At 66.1% G+C, this 18345-nt stretch carries 14 protein-coding genes; 4 read left to right on the forward strand and 10 right to left on the reverse strand.

Annotated features, from left to right (window positions below):
- Position 1: 1 nt before the first annotated feature.
- On the reverse strand, positions 2-1039 hold the full coding sequence (gene ligD / locus ACIQT2_RS00845; protein WP_402942668.1) for a non-homologous end-joining DNA ligase: 1038 nt from the start codon (positions 1037-1039) through the stop codon (positions 2-4).
- A 102-nt stretch (positions 1040-1141) separates the two neighbouring features.
- Here ligD and ACIQT2_RS00850 point away from each other — a divergent pair, with 102 nt between their 5' ends.
- Positions 1142-1876 carry an alpha/beta family hydrolase gene (locus ACIQT2_RS00850; RefSeq protein ID WP_402942671.1) on the forward strand — a complete coding sequence of 245 codons (735 nt, stop codon included), beginning with the start codon at positions 1142-1144 and terminating at the stop codon, positions 1874-1876.
- Here the strand turns inward: ACIQT2_RS00850 and ACIQT2_RS00855 are convergent.
- The 3 genes from ACIQT2_RS00855 to ACIQT2_RS00865 all read right to left on the reverse strand — a co-directional run bounded on the left by ACIQT2_RS00855 (position 1815) and on the right by ACIQT2_RS00865 (position 5444).
- Positions 1815-3905: an elongation factor G-like protein EF-G2 gene (locus tag ACIQT2_RS00855; protein WP_402943111.1), complete on the reverse strand. Its 2091-nt coding sequence runs from the start codon at positions 3903-3905 to the stop codon at positions 1815-1817. The two genes, ACIQT2_RS00850 and ACIQT2_RS00855, sit on opposite strands and share 62 nt — an antisense overlap.
- A gap of 124 nt (positions 3906-4029) precedes the next feature.
- Complete coding sequence (locus ACIQT2_RS00860) at positions 4030-4797, reverse strand: M50 family metallopeptidase (protein ID WP_402942673.1); 768 nt, start codon at positions 4795-4797, stop codon at positions 4030-4032.
- A gap of 29 nt (positions 4798-4826) precedes the next feature.
- The gene (locus ACIQT2_RS00865) at positions 4827-5444 is read right to left on the reverse strand and encodes a TetR/AcrR family transcriptional regulator C-terminal domain-containing protein (RefSeq protein ID WP_402942674.1); all 618 of its coding nucleotides are present in this window, start codon (positions 5442-5444) and stop codon (positions 4827-4829) included.
- Between the two features lie 162 nt (positions 5445-5606).
- Here ACIQT2_RS00865 and ACIQT2_RS00870 point away from each other — a divergent pair, with 162 nt between their 5' ends.
- Both ACIQT2_RS00870 and ACIQT2_RS00875 read left to right on the forward strand, forming a co-directional pair.
- Positions 5607-7064, forward strand: a complete 1458-nt coding sequence (locus tag ACIQT2_RS00870; RefSeq protein WP_402942677.1) for an APC family permease — start codon at positions 5607-5609, stop codon at positions 7062-7064.
- Positions 7054-8691 (forward strand): amidohydrolase, encoded by a 1638-nt coding sequence (locus tag ACIQT2_RS00875; protein ID WP_402942679.1) that lies wholly within the window; start codon positions 7054-7056, stop codon positions 8689-8691. Before ACIQT2_RS00870 ends, ACIQT2_RS00875 begins: the two co-directional genes overlap by 11 nt.
- A gap of 3 nt (positions 8692-8694) precedes the next feature.
- On the opposite strand, the gene hrpB is transcribed toward ACIQT2_RS00875, so the two are convergent.
- From hrpB to ACIQT2_RS00905, 6 genes are all read right to left on the reverse strand, one after another.
- The gene (gene hrpB / locus ACIQT2_RS00880) at positions 8695-11292 is read right to left on the reverse strand and encodes an ATP-dependent helicase HrpB (protein ID WP_402942680.1); all 2598 of its coding nucleotides are present in this window, start codon (positions 11290-11292) and stop codon (positions 8695-8697) included.
- 63 nt (positions 11293-11355) lie between these two features.
- Entirely contained in the window at positions 11356-12399 is a 1044-nt protein-coding gene (locus ACIQT2_RS00885; protein WP_402942683.1) for an NAD(P)-dependent alcohol dehydrogenase, read from the reverse strand.
- A 112-nt stretch (positions 12400-12511) separates the two neighbouring features.
- Positions 12512-13762, reverse strand: coding sequence for an RNA polymerase sigma factor (locus tag ACIQT2_RS00890; RefSeq protein ID WP_402942685.1), 1251 nt, complete (start codon positions 13760-13762; stop codon positions 12512-12514).
- 33 nt (positions 13763-13795) lie between these two features.
- A complete protein-coding gene (locus tag ACIQT2_RS00895; RefSeq protein ID WP_400332183.1) occupies positions 13796-14215 on the reverse strand; it encodes a YciI family protein in 420 nt (139 codons plus the stop codon).
- A gap of 187 nt (positions 14216-14402) precedes the next feature.
- The gene (locus ACIQT2_RS00900; RefSeq protein WP_402942686.1) at positions 14403-14954 is read right to left on the reverse strand and encodes a hypothetical protein; all 552 of its coding nucleotides are present in this window, start codon (positions 14952-14954) and stop codon (positions 14403-14405) included.
- A gap of 166 nt (positions 14955-15120) precedes the next feature.
- A complete protein-coding gene (locus tag ACIQT2_RS00905; protein ID WP_402942687.1) occupies positions 15121-16077 on the reverse strand; it encodes a 5'-3' exonuclease H3TH domain-containing protein in 957 nt (318 codons plus the stop codon).
- 160 nt (positions 16078-16237) lie between these two features.
- Here ACIQT2_RS00905 and ACIQT2_RS00910 point away from each other — a divergent pair, with 160 nt between their 5' ends.
- Positions 16238-18151 carry an FAD-binding monooxygenase gene (locus tag ACIQT2_RS00910; RefSeq protein ID WP_402942690.1) on the forward strand — a complete coding sequence of 638 codons (1914 nt, stop codon included), beginning with the start codon at positions 16238-16240 and terminating at the stop codon, positions 18149-18151.
- Positions 18152-18345: the final 194 nt, after the last annotated feature.

Here is an 18345-nt window from a genome sequence, read left to right on the forward strand (position 1 = left end):
ATCACTTCTCCGGTTGCTCCTCCGGCTTGCGTGCGCGGCTCGGCTGGACCCTCATGGGCTCGCCGGGCATCTTGGGAAATTCCGGCGGGAACGGCATCTCGCCTTGCCCGTTCTTCACGTCGCGTTCCCACCACTGCAGCAGGACATCGATCTTGCCGGGCTTTTCATGCATGGTCGCCCACGGATCGCCGGTGGTCCTGAGCCGGTCCGGGACCGTCTGGATGGTGTACTTTGCGGGGTCGGCATTCTCCAGTTCGTCCCACGCCAGCGGGCAGGAGACCTGGGCCTGGGCCACGGCGCGGGGACTGTAGGCGCCGGCAATGGTCCTGTCCCGGTTGGCTTGGTTGAAGTCCACGAAGATCCGGGAACCGCGTTCCTCCTTCCACCACGCCGTGGTGACGTGGCGGGGCATCCTGCGCTCCAATTCGCGGCCTGCGGCAATGACGGCGTGCCGGACGTCCAGGAATTCGTGCTGGGGATGGATCGGCGCATAAACGTGCAGGCCCCGGTTGCCGGAGGTCTTGATGAAGGCCGTCAGGCCGGCCTCGTCCAGGACGGAGCGCAGCTCCTGGGCTGCCGGGATGGCATCGGCGAAATCCGTGCCTGGCTGAGGGTCGAGATCGATCCTCAGCTGGTCAGGATTGTCGGGATCGTTGGCCCGCGAAGCCCAGGGGTGGAAGACCACGGTGTTCATCTGGGCCGCCCACACGGCGGCGGCCGGCTCGTCAATCACCAGTTGCGGATGGGATCTGGCGCTGGGATAGGTGACCATGACCGAGCGGATGTAGTCCGGGGCACCCTTGGGAGGGTTCTTCGAAAAGAACATGTCTCCTTCGATGTTGCCTGAATAGCGCTGCAGGCTGACCGGCCGGTTTCCATTGGCAGCCACGAAGGCTTCCCCCACGTCCGAGAGGTAGCTTGCCAGGTCCAGCTTGGTCAGCCCTGCTTCGGGCCAGATGACACGGCTTGGACTGGAGATACGGACCTCGCGGGGGCCGTCGGGGCCGGGCACGGTCAGGGTGGTGGATTCACTCGCCATGGCCACAAGCTACCGTGCGGGGACCCTGCCCGTCAGCAGGTGGGGATCGTTTTGGGCGAAATTGATGCGCGTCCCCACGTAAACCTGCTCCATGATGGATGCATGCCAAACACCGAAACCGCCCTGACCATTTCCGTGGACGACACCGATGTCCCGGGCATCCACCTCAGGCCGGAAGACCCGTCCGCCACCCTGGTGGTGGCCCACGGCGCCGGGGCGGGCATGGAGCACCCGTTCCTGCAGGGTTTCTGCGAGGCAATGGCGGCAGAGGGTGTTGCGACGCTCCGCTTCAACTTCCCCTACCGGGCCGCAGGACGCCGGTTCCCCGACCGTCCACCGCTTGCCATCGCCACGTGGCGGGCCGTGGTGGCCAAAGCCGTCGAAGTCTCCCACGGTATGCCGCTCGGGGCGGCGGGGAAATCGTTCGGCGGACGCATGGCATCCATGGCCGTGGCCGAGGGCATGGACGTCCAAGGCCTCGTGTACCTCGGCTATCCCTTGCATGCTCCGGGCAAACCCGAAAAGCTCCGGGACGAGCACCTGTACGGGATCACCACGCCCATGCTTTTCCTGCAGGGCACCAGGGACACGTTCGCAACACCCGAACTGCTCGAGTCCGTGGTGTCCCGCATCGGGCCAACGGCCACCCTTCAATGGGTGGAAGGCGGGGACCACTCCTTCGGCGTCAAAGGCGTCAAACGCACGGCAGCGGAAGTCGGCGCATCGCTGGCACCTGCCGTGGCGGGCTTCATGCGCACCGAGCGCCCGGCGGGGGCTACTTCGCCAGGGGCTCGTGGCGCAGGTACTCCCGGCGGAACCGCCCAGTACCCGCAGTGAGGGCCCGGAGTTCGATGGCGTAACGCAGGAGTTCCTGGTCCGGCACTTCGGCACTGACTTCGGTGCCTTCGCCGCCACCACTGTCGGTGCCGGTCACACGCCCCCTTCTGCCTGAAAGGTCGCTCATCACCGTTCCGACATATTCGTCAGGAACGCTGATAACCACCCGGGACACGGGTTCAAGGAGTTGGATCTTTGCCGCAGCAGCCGCTTCGCGAAGGGCCAGAGCCCCGGCCGACTGGAAGGCCGCATCCGAGGAATCCACGCTGTGGGTCTTTCCGCCCACCAGCGTCACTTTGATGTCCACCACGGGGAAGCCCTCAGAGACGCCCTTGAGCATCTGGGCGCGCACGCCCTTCTCGACTGACGCCACGAAGGTTCCGGGAATGACGCCACCCACAATCCTGTCGACAAACTGGAAGCCCTCGCCGCGCCCCAGGGGTTCAACCTCGATGTCGCAAATGGCGAACTGGCCGTGCCCGCCGGACTGCTTCACGTGCCGGCCATGACCGGCGGCCTTGCCGGCGAACGTTTCCCGCAAGGGCGTGATCACCTCCACAGTCTGGAGCTTGACTCCCTGTCCACGCAGGCGGTCCAGGACCACCTCGGCGTGCGCCTCCCCCATGCACCAGAGGACCAACTGATGGGTGTCCTGGTTGCGTTCCACCCGCAGTGTGGGATCCGCAGCTGCCACCTTGCCGATGCTCTTGGCCAGGGCGTCCTCGTCGCTGCGGGACGCCCCTTCCACGGCTACAGGCATCAAGGGCTCGGGAATGTGCCAGGTCTCGAGAAGCAGCGGTGCTTCCTTATCCGACACGGTATCCCCGGTTTCTGCGCCGGCGAGCTTGCTGATGGCGCAAATATCCCCGGCAACGCATTCCCGGACGGGCTTCAGGCTGGACCCCACCGGCGAGTACAGATGCGTTACCCGTTCGTCGGAGTCGTGGTCCTCATGGCCTCTGTCCGCAAGGCCCCTTCCGCCGATATGGATGGAAGAGTCTTCCCTCAACGTTCCCGAAAACACCCGGACCAGGCACACCCGGCCGAGGAAGGGATCCACTGTTGTGCGCACCACCTCGGCAGCCAACGGTCCGTCCGGGTCGCAGGCAAGGTCCTTGAGGGAAGACCCGTCGAGCTGCATGGCCGGCGGGGCAGGACGTTCCAAGGGCGACGGCAGCGCGTCGGTGAGGAGCGCCATCAGTTCCGGCAGCCCCCGGCCCGTTTCGGCCGACGTTGGCATGACCGGGAAGAAACTGCCCCGGGAAACAGCCTTCTCCAGGTCCTCGATCAAGTCCCCCAGCGGCAATTCCTCGCCGCCGAGGTACCGGTCCATGAGTGTCTCGTCTTCGCTCTCCGCAATGATGCCCTCGATCAAGGGCCCGCGCGCTTCCTCGAGCACGGCGTCATCGGCCTGGCCGACGCCGTGCAGGACTCCTGCCACCCCGTCAGCGTCCGGAAGGTACAGCGGCAGCACCGACTCGCCGAAGGCTTCCTGGCAGCGCGCGACGGCGGCACTGAAGTCTGCGCGCGGATGGTCCAGCTTGCTGACAACCACGGCCCGCGGCAGACGGACCCGCTCGCACTCGCCCCACAGGGCGATGGTGGCGCCGTCTATTCCGTCGATGGCCGAGACAACAAAAAGGGCCGCGTCCGCGGCCCGGAGACCGGCACGCAACTCGCCGGTGAAGTCGGTGTAGCCCGGGGTGTCGATCAGGTTGACCTTGATGTCGCCCACCAGGATCGGCGCCACGGACAAGGAGACGGAACGTTGCTGATGAACAGCTGAGGGATCCGAATCGCTGACCGTGGTTCCTTCGGTGATGGAACCCATCCGGGAGATCGCACCGGTGGCTGCAAGAAGGGCTTCCACCAGCATCGACTTGCCTGCTCCCGAATGTCCCACCAGGGCGACGTTCCTGATCCGGGCCGGGTTCCTGGCGGTCAGTGCTGCACCATTCTCGCTTCGTCGGGGTTCCGCGGCGCTTGATCCCGTGGCCTTGGCTGTCTCGCGCGTGCCCTTCGCGGACATGGGCGCCTCCCGGTGTTCGTATCCAGGCTCGGAGTCCGAACGCATGGCTTGGTTCGAACGTGTACAAGGATTGGACACCCTCAAGCAACCACAGGGCAAGAGGCAGCAGCGCAGATTCGAGGCGCTATCCCGCCACTATCCCCAGCATTCCCCAGAGCAGCCCTGCGGAAACAGCGGCACATCCGGTGATGACCAGCGTGAAGCCCGTCATCCAGACGAAGCTGGGGACGCCCGTGGTGCGACCCAGGATCCAGGCGTCCGAGGCTTGGATACGCTCCCTCCGCCTGGTGTGCACCCCCGCGAGCTTCAGCAGGTCACGGACGCCACCCACCGTGAGCGCAATACCCAGCGCCAGCACCACGTAGTTCACGGCCTCGGGTGAAGCGAAGATGATCAGTGACTGGGCCGTGGCAGCACTGACCACTGCTACCAGTATCCCCGTCAGGTTCCGCAGGAAGACCAGTGAAACCAGGAGGATGAGGGCGCCGATGGACATGGCAGCACCAGACCGTCCGGCGGAGAAGGCGGCGATCAGGGCAAGGCCCACCACCGCCGGGGCCGGATATCCCCAGAACCCGGACCACGCCGCACCGAAGGCACTCCGCCCGCTGCTGACGAGGCGGCCGGAATGGTCCAGGCCGATCCGCAGGCTGTGCACGAAACGACCGGTCATGAGGGCCGCGTAGGCGTGGCCGAGTTCGTGCACGAACGTGACGTACAGGCCGAACCACCGCCACGTCGCCCTGGGGACGCTCAGCAGCGTGGCGCCGGCAACGATGGCCAGGAGCACGGGCAGGGGCACGGCAGTGGTGTGGACGTCGGTGAAGCCGCGGACGACGGCTGCCCACCAGGTTTCGGGCATGGAAGCGGGATCGAAGGCGGTGAGGGTCACCGTCGAATGGTACGCAAGAAATCTGGGAGTCAGACCAACGCCTGTTTGAGGCGGGAGCGCAGGCCGGCCATGAGGATCTCCAGGCCGAAGTCGAAAGCCGCTTCACCACGTTCCACTGACGGGCCCGCCTGCGCCAGGGCACCGGACAACGCCGGGTATCCGTCCACCGGCGGAGCCCAGACCACCTCCGGCGCTGCCAGGTCCAGGGCGAAGCCCAACGCGAAACTGTCGATGGTGGAGATGGCGGACACCACGTCCTGCCCGCGGAACCCGGCCTCTTCGAGGGCAATCGCCAGATTTTCGTACAGGGCCAGCACCTGTGGATCCTGCACCGTTTGAAGGACCATGAGCGGTGCCAGCCGGGGGTGCCTGGCGAACGCGTCCCGGTAGCTGCGCACGATGGCCCGGAGCGATTCTTCCCAACCCTGGCCCTCATGAAGCTGGTAGGGGCTCTCGGAGATGATCCGTCCGCGCATGAGCTCGAGGATTTCGTCGCGGCCGCTGACGTGGTTGTAGATGGACGATTGGCTGACGCCGATTTTCCTGGCCAGCTTGGGCAAGCTGAAATCGCCGGCTTCGTCCACCAGTTCCAAAGCGGCCGTCACCAAGGCGTCGATGGATATGAGTGGGACAGGCGGGCGTGGCATGGGTACTCCAATCGGTTGTTGCTACGACTCTAGCCACAACTCCCATGACTTTGCAGGAAAGTATTGTGCGGCGGATCACAACGCCCTACGATAAAACGAAAGGCTTTCGCTAACGCCTCGATTCCCACCACTTCCCAGCTTCCAGACCCCTCGAGGACCCCCATGTCTGACACCGAAACCCGCCCGCCCGCAGCCGAGGCTGCCAATGGGCTCAAACGCAATGCCATCGGAACGGGAGGCATCGCCTTCCTCGTCATCTCCGCAGCGGCACCACTGACCGTCATGGCCGGCGTGGCCCCGGTAGCCATCGGCATCGGGGGCATTGGCGCTCCCATGGGCTACCTCATCGCCGGCGCTGTCCTGCTCGTTTTTGCCGTCGCCTTCATGGCCATGACCAAACACGTCAAAGCCGCCGGCGGCTTCTACACCTACATCACCTTGGCCATGGGAAAGACCGTGGGGCTGGCCTCCGCCATCCTGGCGATCGTGTCCTACAACTGCCTCCAGATCGGCGTCTATGGACTGTTCGCCGTCCAGACCCAGGCCATGCTCCGGACGCTCTTCGGCCTGGACGTGCCTTGGCCCGCCGTGGCCCTCGTGGCGATCGGCGCCGTGTGGTTCCTCGGATACCGCGGCATCGATGTCGGAGCGAAGGTCCTTGGTGTCCTCCTCATTGCCGAAACAGCCATCCTGGCCATCATGGGCGCGGGCATCCTTGCCTCCGGTGGGGCGCACGGCATCAGCGGGGCATCGTTCGAACCCGGGAACGCCTTCACGCCCGGCGTCCTCGCGATCCTGGCCATCTGCTTCGCCGCATTCATGGGCTTTGAATCCACGGTGCTCTACCGCCGCGAGGCCCGGAATCCCGACAAGTCCGTACCCCGCGCCACCTACATTGCGGTGGGCTTCATGTCTGTCTTCTACGCCTTCGTCGTCTGGACGGTGGTCCAGGCCTTCGGCGACGGCGACGTGGTGGCGGCAGCGGGCGAACTGGCCGACGGGATGTTCTTTGCCACCATCAACCACTACGTGGGGCCTTGGGCGGAAGTGGTGATGTACGTCCTGATCGTCACGAGCGTCTACGCATCGCAACTGGCGTTCCATAACGCCATCAACCGTTACGTCTACATGCTCGCCAAAGACGGCGTCCTCCCTGCCTTCCTTGGCAAGACCCACCCCACGTACAAATCCCCGCACCGCGCCGGGCAGATCCAGACCGTGCTTGCCGCCGTCGTGATTGCCGTGTGCGCCCTTGCCGGGGCCGACCCCTACAAGCAGTTGCTGATCTGGGTGAACACCCCCGGCATCTTCGGAATCGTGGCGCTCCAGGGACTGGTTTCCGTGGCCTGTTTCATCTACCTCCGCCGCACCCCCGCAGCTGTCACCAACCGGCTGCTGGTTCCGGTGAGCGTGGCGTCCGCAATCCTTCTCTTCGGCGTTGTGGTGCTCATTGCCGTCAACATCGAACTCCTGACGTTCGCCGACGCCCTGACCAACACCATCCTCCTGCTGGTCTCCCCCGTTGTTTTCCTGGCCGGCCTGCTGATCGCACGCCGCCTGCGCACTGCCCGCCCACACGTCTTCAACCGCATTGGAAGCTTTGAAACCCATGACTCCTGACCTGATCGTCCTGGCAGATACCGTCCACACCCTCAGCAAGGGTGCCGACGGGAAGCAGCCCGTCCAAGCCGTAGCCGTCAATGGCGGCGTGATAGCCGCCGTCGGGAGCCGAGCCGATGCGCACGACTGGCGACGGTCCGGCACCGAGGTGGTGGACCTTGGCGAGGCCACCCTGACCCCGGGTTTGGTGGACTGCCATATCCACCCGGTGTTCGGGCTGGACCTGACCATCGGCGTCGACCTTTCCGCAGCGGTGGGCCTGGAAGATGTCCGCGCGATGCTGAAGGCGGAGTCGGAACGGACCAACGACGGCGGCTGGTTGCGCGGGTGGGGGCTGAACCCGAACGCTTTTGGAACAGAACCGCTGCACCGCTCGGTGATCGACGACGTCGCAGGTGGCCGTCCCGCGATGATCCGCTTGTTCGACGGTCACTCAGCACTTGCCAACAGCCGTGCCTTGGAGATTGCCGGCGTCGACGGTCGCCGGGACTTCACGCAAGCGGCCGAAGTCGTCTGCGATGCCGGTGGCACTCCCACCGGGTTGCTCCTGGAGGCGGCCGCCATGGAACTCGTGCAGCGGTACATTCCCCGGGAATCCTTTGCGGAACGGAAGGTCCGGCTGGGCCGCTTGCTGCAGGACTTCGCCCGTTCGGGCCTGACCGGCGGACATGTCATGGACCACGGGGACGAAACAGCCGCCCTCCTGAATGCCTTGGAGGCCGACGGCGGTTTGCCGCTGCGGCTCCGGACCGCACCCTGGTGCATGCCCGGCTCGGGAGAAGCGGAGTGGGGGCAGTTGGCCGCCTCCATCGGGACAGGAGGGCAACGCTGGTCCATCGAAGCCATCAAACTCTTCGTGGACGGCACCATCGACAATGGAACAGCATGGCTTGACGAGCCGGACCTTTACGGCCAATCCACGGCGCCCTTCTGGCCGCGGCCGGAAGAATATGCCGCGGCGGTCCACTACTTTGCGGCCCGCGGAATTCCGACCGCCACGCACGCCATCGGTGATGCCGGAGTGGAGCATGTGCTCAACGCCTTCGGCTCGCTCCCCCGGTCTGTCCGGTCCCGCTACCAGCACACGGTGCACAGGATTGAGCACATCGAGACGGTCCCCGACGCACTCGTGGAGCGGTTCAAGGACGCCGGAGTGGTGGCCAGCATGCAGCCCACGCACTGCACCCACTACTCGCTCGCCGACCACAGCGACAACTGGTCCACCCGGCTCGGCCCGGAGCGCGCGGACCGTGCCTGGCGCTGCCGGGACCTCCGGGACGCGGGCGTCGTCCTGGGCATCGGCTCGGACTGGCCCATAGCCCCCTACGAACCCCTGCCCATCCTGGCCGATGCCCAATTGCGCAGGCGTTCCGGGCACCCCGGGCAGGAACCGATCGCTCCGGCGCAAGCGCTCACGGCCCTGCAGGCTTTGGAGGGATACACCTCCCATGCCGCCAAGGCTGCCGGGCTCTGGGACGTCTCAGGCTCCATCGACGTGGGCAAGCGGGCCGACTTCACGGTATTCGACCTCGATCCCCTCACCACGGCGCCCGACGAACTTGCGGCAAGCGCCGTCCTGGGCACGTTTGTTGAGGGCGAGGTCCAGTTCATGCTGGACAGGTTGTAGGGGCTACATACGGTTCTTGGTCCTGGCCGTCGCCCGGGCTGTCCATGGATCCTCGGGCCAGGGATGCTTGGGATAGCGTCCCCGCATCTCGGCCCGGACCTGGGCGTAGGGACCGGACCAGAACGACGCGAGGTCGTCCGTCACCGCCAACGGACGGCCCGCCGGTGACAGCAGATGGAAGAGGACCGGCACCCTGCCGTCCACCAGCCGCGGCGTCCTGTCCCAGCCAAAGCATTCCTGCAGCTTGACCGCCACAACCGGGCGTCCGACGTCGTGGTCCTCCCCAGGGTGGCCGGAAACGTCAGGGTAGTCGATCCGCACCCGGGAGCCGCTCGGAACCTGCAGGCGCTCGGGAACGAGGTTGTCCAGGTGGACAGCCTCGGGCCACGGGAGGAGCCGGCGCAGCGGCTCGGAAAGGTCCAGTGCCGTGGCCGGTTTGCCGTTGGCGAGGGCCTCCAGCTCGGGGCCGAGCCACTCGTCAAGGCGGGAGAGGAGTGCCTCTTCGCCGACGTCCGGCCACGGTTCGCCGAGCACGTTGTGGAGGAGGGCCAGGCGGCGCCTGAACGCATCGGCGGCATCCGACCACCCGATCATGGACAGCCCGCGCTTGGCGAGGGCCTCGCCCACGGCAGCGCGGCTGGCTTCCGGGCCCGGCCGGACCGGTGTGGACGATAGCACGATGGCACCGAGGCGCCGTTCCAGCCGTGCGGAGACTTTGCCTCCGTCAAAGCGTGCGCGGACTCCCTCTTCCAGCAGGTCCGGGGCCGCCGAGAGCGCCAGGTCCGCGGCAAGCGGGGCCGCGGACGTGATGACGGCCCCCGTACCGGCGGCATCCCGCCCGTGCGCCCGGGAGACCTCAGCCACGGCGAGCCACTCTTGCCCCGCGAGGGGGCTTCCTCCCGGGAGTCCGGCGCGCGTGCCGGAGGTGAGAAGGTAACTCGCTGGCCCGTCCCCCGCCACGCGGCGCGCGATGCGGTCCGGGAACGCCAGCGCCACGACGAACCCCGGCTCTTCGTCCCGCGTCGGGCTGCGGTGCGGTGCGGAATGAACGACGGCGGTACCGCCCTTCCGCGCGATCGCTTCGAAGCGCTTGGCCTCCTCGGCGAACCGCTTGCCGGCCGGACCTGAACCGGAGACGAGGGCCACTGTTTCCGCCGCTGTCCGCGGACCGACCACGGCTGCCCCATCCAGCAGTGCCCGGGCGAGGCGCGGATCCGCCGGGATCCCTGCCAGGGTCCTGCCAAGGCCCGTGGCCTTGCCTTCCGCGGTGACCGCCCCGAGCTCACGGAGGACCTCCACGGCATCGTCCATGGACACCGTCGGCGGCGCATCGGGGAGGGCCAGTCCCCGTCCGCGCGGAGCACCCCAGCAGGCCAGGAGCAGCGCGGCTCCGGTCAGGTCCGCGACGGCAATTTCCGGGGTCTGGTGTTCCGGGGCTGCGGCAAAGGCTTGCTGGTCATAGCAGCGGACCACCGTTCCCGGGCCTTGGCGTGCGGCACGCCCGGCCCTTTGCCCGGCCGAAGCCCGCGAGCAGGAAACCGTGACCAGCCCTGACATTCCCCGGCCCGCGTCCCTGCGTGGTTCCCGCGACAAGCCCGAGTCGATGACCAAGCGGACGCCGGGGACGGTCAGCGACGATTCGGCAAGGGCCGTGGACACAATGATGCGCGCGGGTCCGCCTGGACCCCGGCCGGACACTGCCCGGTCCTGTTCCTGTGGCGATGCCTGGCCGTGCAACTCAAGGACCTCCGTGCCATGGTCCGCGCGATCGCGCAGGCGGGCGGCAACGTGGGCCACTTCGCGGACACCGGGCAGGAAAACGAGCGCGTCAACCTGCGGATCGTCGTGGAGCATCCGCTGGTGGGCCTGCGCCGCGGTGTCCGCAACGTGGTCCAGGAAGCTCCGGGCCACACCGCGGTCATCCAGTCGAAGGGAAGGCCCCGGAACCCATTCGACGCTCAAGGGGTGCAGCGCGGAAGGACAGTCAACCACCGGTGCCGGTGATCCGCCGTCGGGGTCCGCTTCCCCGAGGAGGGCAGCGAAGCGCGGCGCGTCCAGGGTGGCGGACATGGCCACCAGCAGCAGGTCTTCGCGTACCTGGCGGACTTCGGCCAGCATGCCGAGCAAGAGGTCCGTTTCGAGTCCACGTTCATGGACTTCGTCCAGGATTACCGCGTGGGTGCCTTCAAGGGCCGGGTCCGACAGCAGCCGCCGCAGCAGGATACCCGGCGTGACGAACTCCACCAACGTGTCCTTGCCCGTCCGCGATTCACCGCGGACGGTGTAGCCCACGCGGCCTCCGGGACTACCGCCACTCGTCCCGCCCTTCACGGGCGCGAGGCTGTCCAGGGCAGCGAGGCGGCGCGCCGCGGAACGGGCAGCGACGCGCCGGGGCTGCGTAACCACCACGCGGGGCCGGAGGTGGCCTTCATGGTGCAGCAGATTGACCAGCAAGGGCGGCACCAGGGTCGTTTTACCCGTACCGGGCGGCGCCTGCACCACGGCCGTGCCGCCGGGTTTGGCCTTGAGGGCCGAGGCCAGCTTGTCCAGGGAATCGGCGAAGACCAGGCCCTTGCCGATGGTGTCCAGGTTGAAAGTCACCGAACCATTTTCCCTTGGACGCACTGCCCCGCCACACAGCCCACCCGGGGCCGGGCTTGACGCCTAGGCGATGGTGGCGGCGTCGATGACGAAACGGTAGCGGACGTCGGATGCCAGGACCCGCTCGTAGGCTTCGTTGATCTTCTCCGCGGGGATGACCTCGATTTCGGCCCCGAGGTGGTGTTCGGCGCAGAAGTTGAGCATCTCCTGGGTTTCGCGGATGCCTCCGATGGCGGAACCCGCGAAGGACCGGCGGCCCCCGATCAGGGCGAACGCATTGACGGGCAGCGGCTCGGCCGGCGCACCCACGTTGACCAGGGTGCCATCAAGGGCGAGCAACTGGAGGTAGGCACTGATGTCGATGGAAGCGCTCACCGTGTTGATGATGAGATCGAACGTGCCGGCGAGCTGTTCGAACGTGGTGGGATCGCTCGTGGCGAAGTACTGGTCTGCGCCCAGCTTGAGCCCGTCTTCCATCTTCTTCAGCGACTGCGAAAGGACAGTCACCTCGGCTCCCATCGCGTGTGCCAGCTTGACGGCCATGTGGCCCAGGCCGCCCAGTCCTACCACCGCCACCTTTTTGCCGGGGCCAGCACCCCAGTGGCGAAGCGGCGAGTACGTGGTGATTCCAGCGCAGAGCAACGGCGCTGCGGCGTCGAGCTCGAGGCCCTCGGGGATGGTGACCACGAAGTCCTCGTTAACCACCACATCGCTGGAGTAGCCACCCTGGGTGATGGTGCCGTCGCGGTCCACCGAACCGTAGGTGCCCACGTTGCCGTTCAGGCAGTACTGTTCTTCCCCGGTCTCACAGTTTGCGCATTCCTTGCAGGAATTGACCATGCAGCCCACGCCAACCCGGTCGCCCACTTTGTGCTTGGTCACCCCGGCGCCCACCTTGGTGACGATGCCGGCGATCTCGTGGCCCGGCGCCAGCGGGTATTGCTGTGGACCCCACTCGCCGCGGACCGTGTGGATGTCGGAGTGGCAGATGCCCGCGAACTTGATATCGATGTGGACGTCACGCGGTCCCACCTCGCGGCGCTCAATGGTGGTCAGGACCAGATCGCCCGTGGCCGAAGGGGCGGCGTATGCGGTAGCGGAAGGCATGTTTCTCCTGTTGATCATGATGTGTGGATGATTCCATCAAAGCTGCTTTTTTCGACGGGAGGGAGTGTCTGTTGAGACTGGGATTGGGAGTCCTACCCATGCGCCGCCCCGATCAAGCGCCCAGTTCCTCGATTTTCCGCGCGAGCACGAACCGTTCGGCAGCGTTGGAACAACGGCCATGCGCCAGCAGGAGCGCTTCCCGGGCCTCGGCTGTCCTGCCCATACGCGTTAACAGCTCCCCGCGAACCGCCGGCAACACATGGGAGCCCTGCAGCCCGTCGTCGTCCGCCAGCCCATCCAGGACGTCCAGGCCCGCCGCGGGTCCCTGGGCCATGGCGACGGCCACGGCCCGGTTCAGTTCGACGATCGGCGAGGGGGTCAGCCTGCCAAGCGCCTCGTAAAGGATCACGATGCGGGCCCAGTCGGTATCGGCGACGCTGGCAGCGGCAGCATGGCACTCCGCAATCGACGCCTGCAGTCCATACGCGCCCAGCCCGCGTCCGGCGGCAACCGCGGTGGCAAGTGCCGCCCGGCCGCGCCGAATGGCGGACTGGTCCCACCGCCGTCGGTCCTGGTCTTCAAGGAGGACCGGGCGACCGGCAGCGTCCAACCGTGCCGGGAACCTGGCTGCGGTCAATTCCATCAGGGCCAGCAGGCTGAAGGCCTCAGGCTCGGGCGAAAGCCGCACGAGAATGCGGGCCAGCCGGCGGGCTTCCCCGGCCAGATCCTTGCGCATCCAGTCATCGCCGGCACTGGCGAAGGACCCTTCCGAGAAAATGAGGTACACCACCTGCAGCACGGAACCCAGCCGCTCGGGGAGTTCGTGCTCTTCCGGCACGGCGAACGGAATGTGGGCAGCGGCAAGCGTCTTCTTGGCCCGGGTAATGCGGGCCTGGATGGTGGGCACAGGCACCAGGAACGCTTTGGCGATCTGATCCGTGCCCATGCCGGCCACCACACGCAGGGTCAAGGCGATGCTGGACTCCTTGGACAGGACGGGATGGCAGGAGATAAACATCAGCGCCAGGACATCGTCCTGGACCGCTTCGGGGTTGAACAGCGCATCCACTGAAGAGTCCTCTTCCGACAGCCCGCTGGCCAGCACCGCATATTTTTCGTCACGGGCGGCGCGCCTGCGGAAAGCATCGATCGCACGACGCCGGCCGGCAGTCAGCAGCCAGGCAACCGGTTCGGTGGGGACGCCATTGACGGACCACGACACCAGTGCCTCGGCGACTGCTTCCTGGGCGAGGTCTTCAGCCAGCGGAAAGTCGCCTGTGTACCTGGCAAGGGCGCCGACGATGCGGGCGGATTCACTCCGCCATACAGCTTCGACGGCGGCCCTTGCCGCAGTGTTGCCCACGTCGGGTATCGCCCGGAGAGTCAGGCCCGGCGATCAGAGTTGCCCGGTCTGTTCCCGCCAGGCACGTTCCTTCTGGATCCATTCGTTGTCCTGGGGAAACTCGTCAATCCCCGGGACCCTGCGGATTTCGGTTTTGGTGCCCGCCGTCATGGGCGCCCGCTTTGCCCATTCCACCGCTTCCTGCTTGGACGCCACGTCAAGGATGTAGTAGCCGGCGAACAATTCCTTGGTCTCCCCGTAAGGGCCGTCGGTCACCACGGGAGTCTCGCCGGTGAAGTCCACCACCACGCCCTCCGCGGGGTCGTCGAGTCCTTCCGCCGCCAGGAGCACCCCGGCGCGGATGAGCTCGTCGTTGAACTTGCCCATGACCTCGAGCATTTCGTTGAAGTCGGCGGTCTGGAGTTTCTCCATCGACTCATCGGTTGCCCGCATGATCAGCATGTACTTGGCCATTGCACTCAATCTCCTCGGTTGTGGAAGGTCGCTTTCCGACCTTCTCACTGATAGGTCGAACGGATCGAGGAAGAATCGACACGGAAACCAATATTTCTCAAAAGAGGGGCAGGATCCTTCCGGTGGCCCGGCGGATCCTGCCCTCATGTGGTGTATCTGTTGTCGGTTTTCGGGCGCGGGCCGAAAACTACCGGCCGCCGCCCCCAATGACTCCCGCGTTGACTGCCTTGGTGACGGCGTCCGCTTCAGCCTGCGTCAGTTTGCCGTCGGAAACAGCCTTGTCCAGGCGGGACTTGAGCTCTGCGGAGCGGTCGGCCTTCGCCTCGGAACGGATTTCCTCAAGCGCCGTCGTCACCTTGGACTCATCGATTCCCAGGGCCTGGGCCAAGGACTTGGCCAGGGCCGCTTCCCGCGCCGTACGGTCCGGCTTCGTGCCTTCGGTACCTTCGCTGGGCGGAGTAGTGGGCTTGTTGGCATCACGGAACGCCTTCAACGCCTCGGTGACCTTGGCTTCGTCAACGCCCAGCTTGGTGGCGAGCTTGGATGCGAGCTGGGCACCGTCACGACCGTGGCCGCCATGGCGTCCCGGGCCGTTGCCCTGCGTGGACCCGTCAGTGGACGAGGTGGCACTGGGCGTCGGGGTGCTGGTGGCCGAGGCAACGCTCGTGACTCCCAGGCCAGCACCCAAAGCCAGCGCTCCGGCGGTTACGCCCAGCGTGATCTTCTTGGTTTTTGACATATGCCTCTCCTGATTCGGCAGCCGGAACAGTTGCTGCACCGTAGTACGGCTGGTGACATGCGGACAGCAGGTTGCGCCGTCCTTTTCCCAGCATCCTGCATGGAACCCAGTCCGCCCTGTCGCGAAGCTGTTGATTAGCTGTGAAAGCAGCCCGCAAAGCTGTGAATCAGCCCCGGCCCGCTGCGTCGAGGGAGTCCATCAAGCGCTTGACGGCGCCACCGAGGTTCCAGTCCGAAGCCAGGCCTTCCAGTTCCTCCCTCGCCTTACCGGTCACGGGCCGAAGGGCCGCGCCGGCTTCGTCGAGTGCTGGAACGTCAAGGTCGCGGGCCACCTTGACCACGGTGGGCGCCACGGCCAAATAGTCCGCGGCGGCGGACAGCTTGGCTTTCACCCCGGCCGACAACCCGCCGTCGGGGCGCCCTGCCGCTTCGAGGAGGCCGTCCAGCGTGCCGTGCGTTGCCAGGAGCGAGGCTGCGGTCTTCTCCCCTATGCCGGCCACCCCCGGCAGGCCATCCGAGGAGTCGCCACGGAGCGTCGCGAAGTCCGCATACTGCTGGGGCAGGACACGGTACTTTCCCACCACGTCCACCTCGGTCAGCACGTCGAGGTTCCGCATTCCGCGGGCGGTGTAGATGACCCGGACATCCCGCTGGTCATCGACCAACTGGAACAGGTCCCTGTCCCCTGTCACGACGTCCACGGGAAGCGTTGCCTGGCTTGCGTAGCTGCCGATGACGTCATCAGCCTCATGGTCGTCCACGCCGACGACGGCAATCCCTGCCAGTGACAGGACGTGCCGGATCAGCGGAATCTGGGCCTCCAGGGCGTCCGGGACTTCCTCGATGTCCGGTCCGTCCTCCACCTGCCGCGCAACCCGGTGGGCCTTGTAGCTGGGGATGAGGGCGACCCGCCACGACGGACGCCAATTGTTGTCCCAGCAGGCGACCAGATGCGTGGCGCCGTAGTCGGTCGTGAGGCGGGCAATCATGTCCATCAATCCCCTGACGGCATTGACGGATGTCCCATCGGAGCGGCGGATCGTGTCCGGCACGCCGTAGAAGGCACGGAAGTACAGCGAGGCAGTGTCCAGGAGCATGAGGCGAGGCATACCTGATCCTGACATGCCGCCCACCGATTTGGCGTCGGACGCGCGCGCCGCGGGGACTTGAACGTCCCTGTGAGCCGGATTACCATTGTGTGAGCGATAATCGAACAAGGAATTCTATTATCGAACAAAGTTAGCACCCCAGGCAGTTGTGCCCACGAAGAAGTGAGGAAAGCCCGTGCAGTTCCACCATTACGGTTATGTATCCGGTGACCCGAGAATCGAGCCGGCAGCCGGCGTCGGCGTTGCCCGCTCAGAGGTGCTTCCCGACGAGGTCGCTGTCCTGATCGTGGGCACCGGCCCTGCGGGGATGTTGACCGCGGCCCAGCTGGCTCAGTTCCCTGACATCACCACGCGGATCATTGAACGCCGCCCCGGCCGTTTGGCCATTGGCCAGGCCGACGGGATCCAGGCCCGGAGCGTGGAGACGTTCCAGGCTTTCGGGTTTGCCGAGCGGATCATTGCCGAGGCGTACCGGATCACGGAGATGGCGTTCTGGAAGCCGGACCCGGCCGATCACTCCAAGATCGTGCGGGCCGCGCGGGCGGTGGATGACCCTGCGGGGATCAGCGAATTCCCGCACTTGATCGTGAACCAGGCCCGGGTGCTGGACTACTTCGCGGAGTTCGCGGCGAACTCCCCCGCCCGGATTCGCCCGGATTACGGGTACGAGTTCGTCGGCCTGAACAACACGGGCGAGGGCGGGTACCCCGTGGAGGTGACCCTGATGCACACCGCCGGACCGGACGAGGGCCAGGAACGTGTGGTGCGGGCCAAGTACGTGGTGGGTGCCGATGGCGCCCGGAGCAAGGTCCGTGAATCGATCGGCTGCCACCTCGCCGGGGACCAGGCCAACCATGCCTGGGGTGTGATGGACGTGTTGGCGGTGACGGATTTCCCGGACATCCGGACCAAGTGCGCCATCCAGTCCGGCACCGGTGGGAGCATCCTGCTGATTCCGCGTGAGGGCGGGCATTTGTTCCGGATGTATGTGGACCTGGGCGAGGTCGCGGCCGATGATCATGGTGCGGTGCGCAAGACCACGATTGAGCAGATCATCGCCAAGGCCAACGCCATCCTGCACCCCTACACCCTGGATGTGCGGAACGTGGCCTGGCACAGCGTCTACGAAGTAGGCCACCGGCTCACGGACAGGTTCGACGACGTCCTGCCGGCCGAGCGCGGTACGCGCACTCCGCGGGTGTTCATCACCGGGGACGCGTGCCACACGCACTCGGCGAAGGCCGGGCAGGGCATGAACGTGTCCATGCAGGACGGGTTCAACATCGGCTGGAAACTCGGCCACGTCCTGGAGGGCCGGTCCCCCGAATCGTTGCTGGATACCTACTCGGCCGAACGGCAGGTGGTGGCGAAGAACCTGATCGATTTCGACAAGGAATGGTCCACCCTCATGGCCAAGAAACCCGAGGAATTCAAGGACCCCACCGAACTGGAAACCTTCTACACCAGCACAGCGGAGTTCCCGGCCGGGTTCATGACCCAATACGCACCCTCCATGCTCGTCGCCGAACCCGCCCACCAGGACCTCGCCACCGGATTCCCGGTCGGCAAACGGTTCAAGTCCGCCCCCGTGCAGCGGGTCTGCGACACGAACCCCATGCACCTGGGCCACCACGCCAAAGCCGACGGCCGCTGGCGGATCTACGTCTTCGCCGACACCGAAGCCGCCGGCACCCCTGGAGCCGTCGCGGACCTGGCCCAGTGGCTCGACACCGCACCCGACTCCCCGCTGGCCGCGACGCCGTCGAGCCTTGACCGCGACGCCTGGTTCGACGTCAAAGTCATCTACCAGCAAGACCACACCGGCGTGGACATCAACGCCGTCCCCGCCGTGTTCAAACCCACCGTCGGACCCTTCAAACTGACCTACCTCGAAAAGGTCTTCGGCACCGACCCCGCCAACGACATCTACGAACAGCGTGGCCTCAGCCGCGACGGCGTCGTGGTGGTCGTCAGGCCAGACCAGTACGTCGCCAACATCCTGCCCCTGACCGCAACCACCGAACTCGGAGCCTTCTTCGCAGGCCTCCACACCACACCCACAAACACCAAGCAACTCAGCAACGCCTGACCAAAACGCCATGACGAGGTTGCCGGGAGCCATGCAAGGCTCCCGGCAACCGTGCTTTAACGGGCCTTGCCTGAACGGCCGGAAAGTTTTACCTCGCGGAAACGTTATCCACTAGCGGCAATCAAAATTGCAGAGTATCTTTATTGCAATGCAGATTGCAGAGTGATGTACGTTACAGGAGGATGGCCGTGAAG

This window comes from Paenarthrobacter sp. NPDC090522 (assembly GCF_044769225.1).
In the GTDB taxonomy this organism is placed as follows: domain Bacteria; phylum Actinomycetota; class Actinomycetes; order Actinomycetales; family Micrococcaceae; genus Arthrobacter.

Coding starts and splice junctions, on each gene's coding strand:
- ACIQT2_RS00865 (WP_402942674.1), bottom strand. CDS start 5,444: ATGCCACGCCCGCCTGTCCCACTCATATCCATCGACGCCTTGGTGACG.
- ACIQT2_RS00885 (WP_402942683.1), bottom strand. CDS start 12,399: ATGCCTTCCGCTACCGCATACGCCGCCCCTTCGGCCACGGGCGATCTG.
- ACIQT2_RS00905 (WP_402942687.1), bottom strand. CDS start 16,077: ATGTCAGGATCAGGTATGCCTCGCCTCATGCTCCTGGACACTGCCTCG.
- ACIQT2_RS00875 (WP_402942679.1), top strand. CDS start 7,054: ATGACTCCTGACCTGATCGTCCTGGCAGATACCGTCCACACCCTCAGC.
- ACIQT2_RS00855 (WP_402943111.1), bottom strand. CDS start 3,905: ATGTCCGCGAAGGGCACGCGCGAGACAGCCAAGGCCACGGGATCAAGC.
- ACIQT2_RS00895 (WP_400332183.1), bottom strand. CDS start 14,215: ATGGCCAAGTACATGCTGATCATGCGGGCAACCGATGAGTCGATGGAG.
- ACIQT2_RS00850 (WP_402942671.1), top strand. CDS start 1,142: ATGCCAAACACCGAAACCGCCCTGACCATTTCCGTGGACGACACCGAT.
- ligD (WP_402942668.1), bottom strand. CDS start 1,039: ATGGCGAGTGAATCCACCACCCTGACCGTGCCCGGCCCCGACGGCCCC.
- ACIQT2_RS00870 (WP_402942677.1), top strand. CDS start 5,607: ATGTCTGACACCGAAACCCGCCCGCCCGCAGCCGAGGCTGCCAATGGG.
- ACIQT2_RS00900 (WP_402942686.1), bottom strand. CDS start 14,954: ATGTCAAAAACCAAGAAGATCACGCTGGGCGTAACCGCCGGAGCGCTG.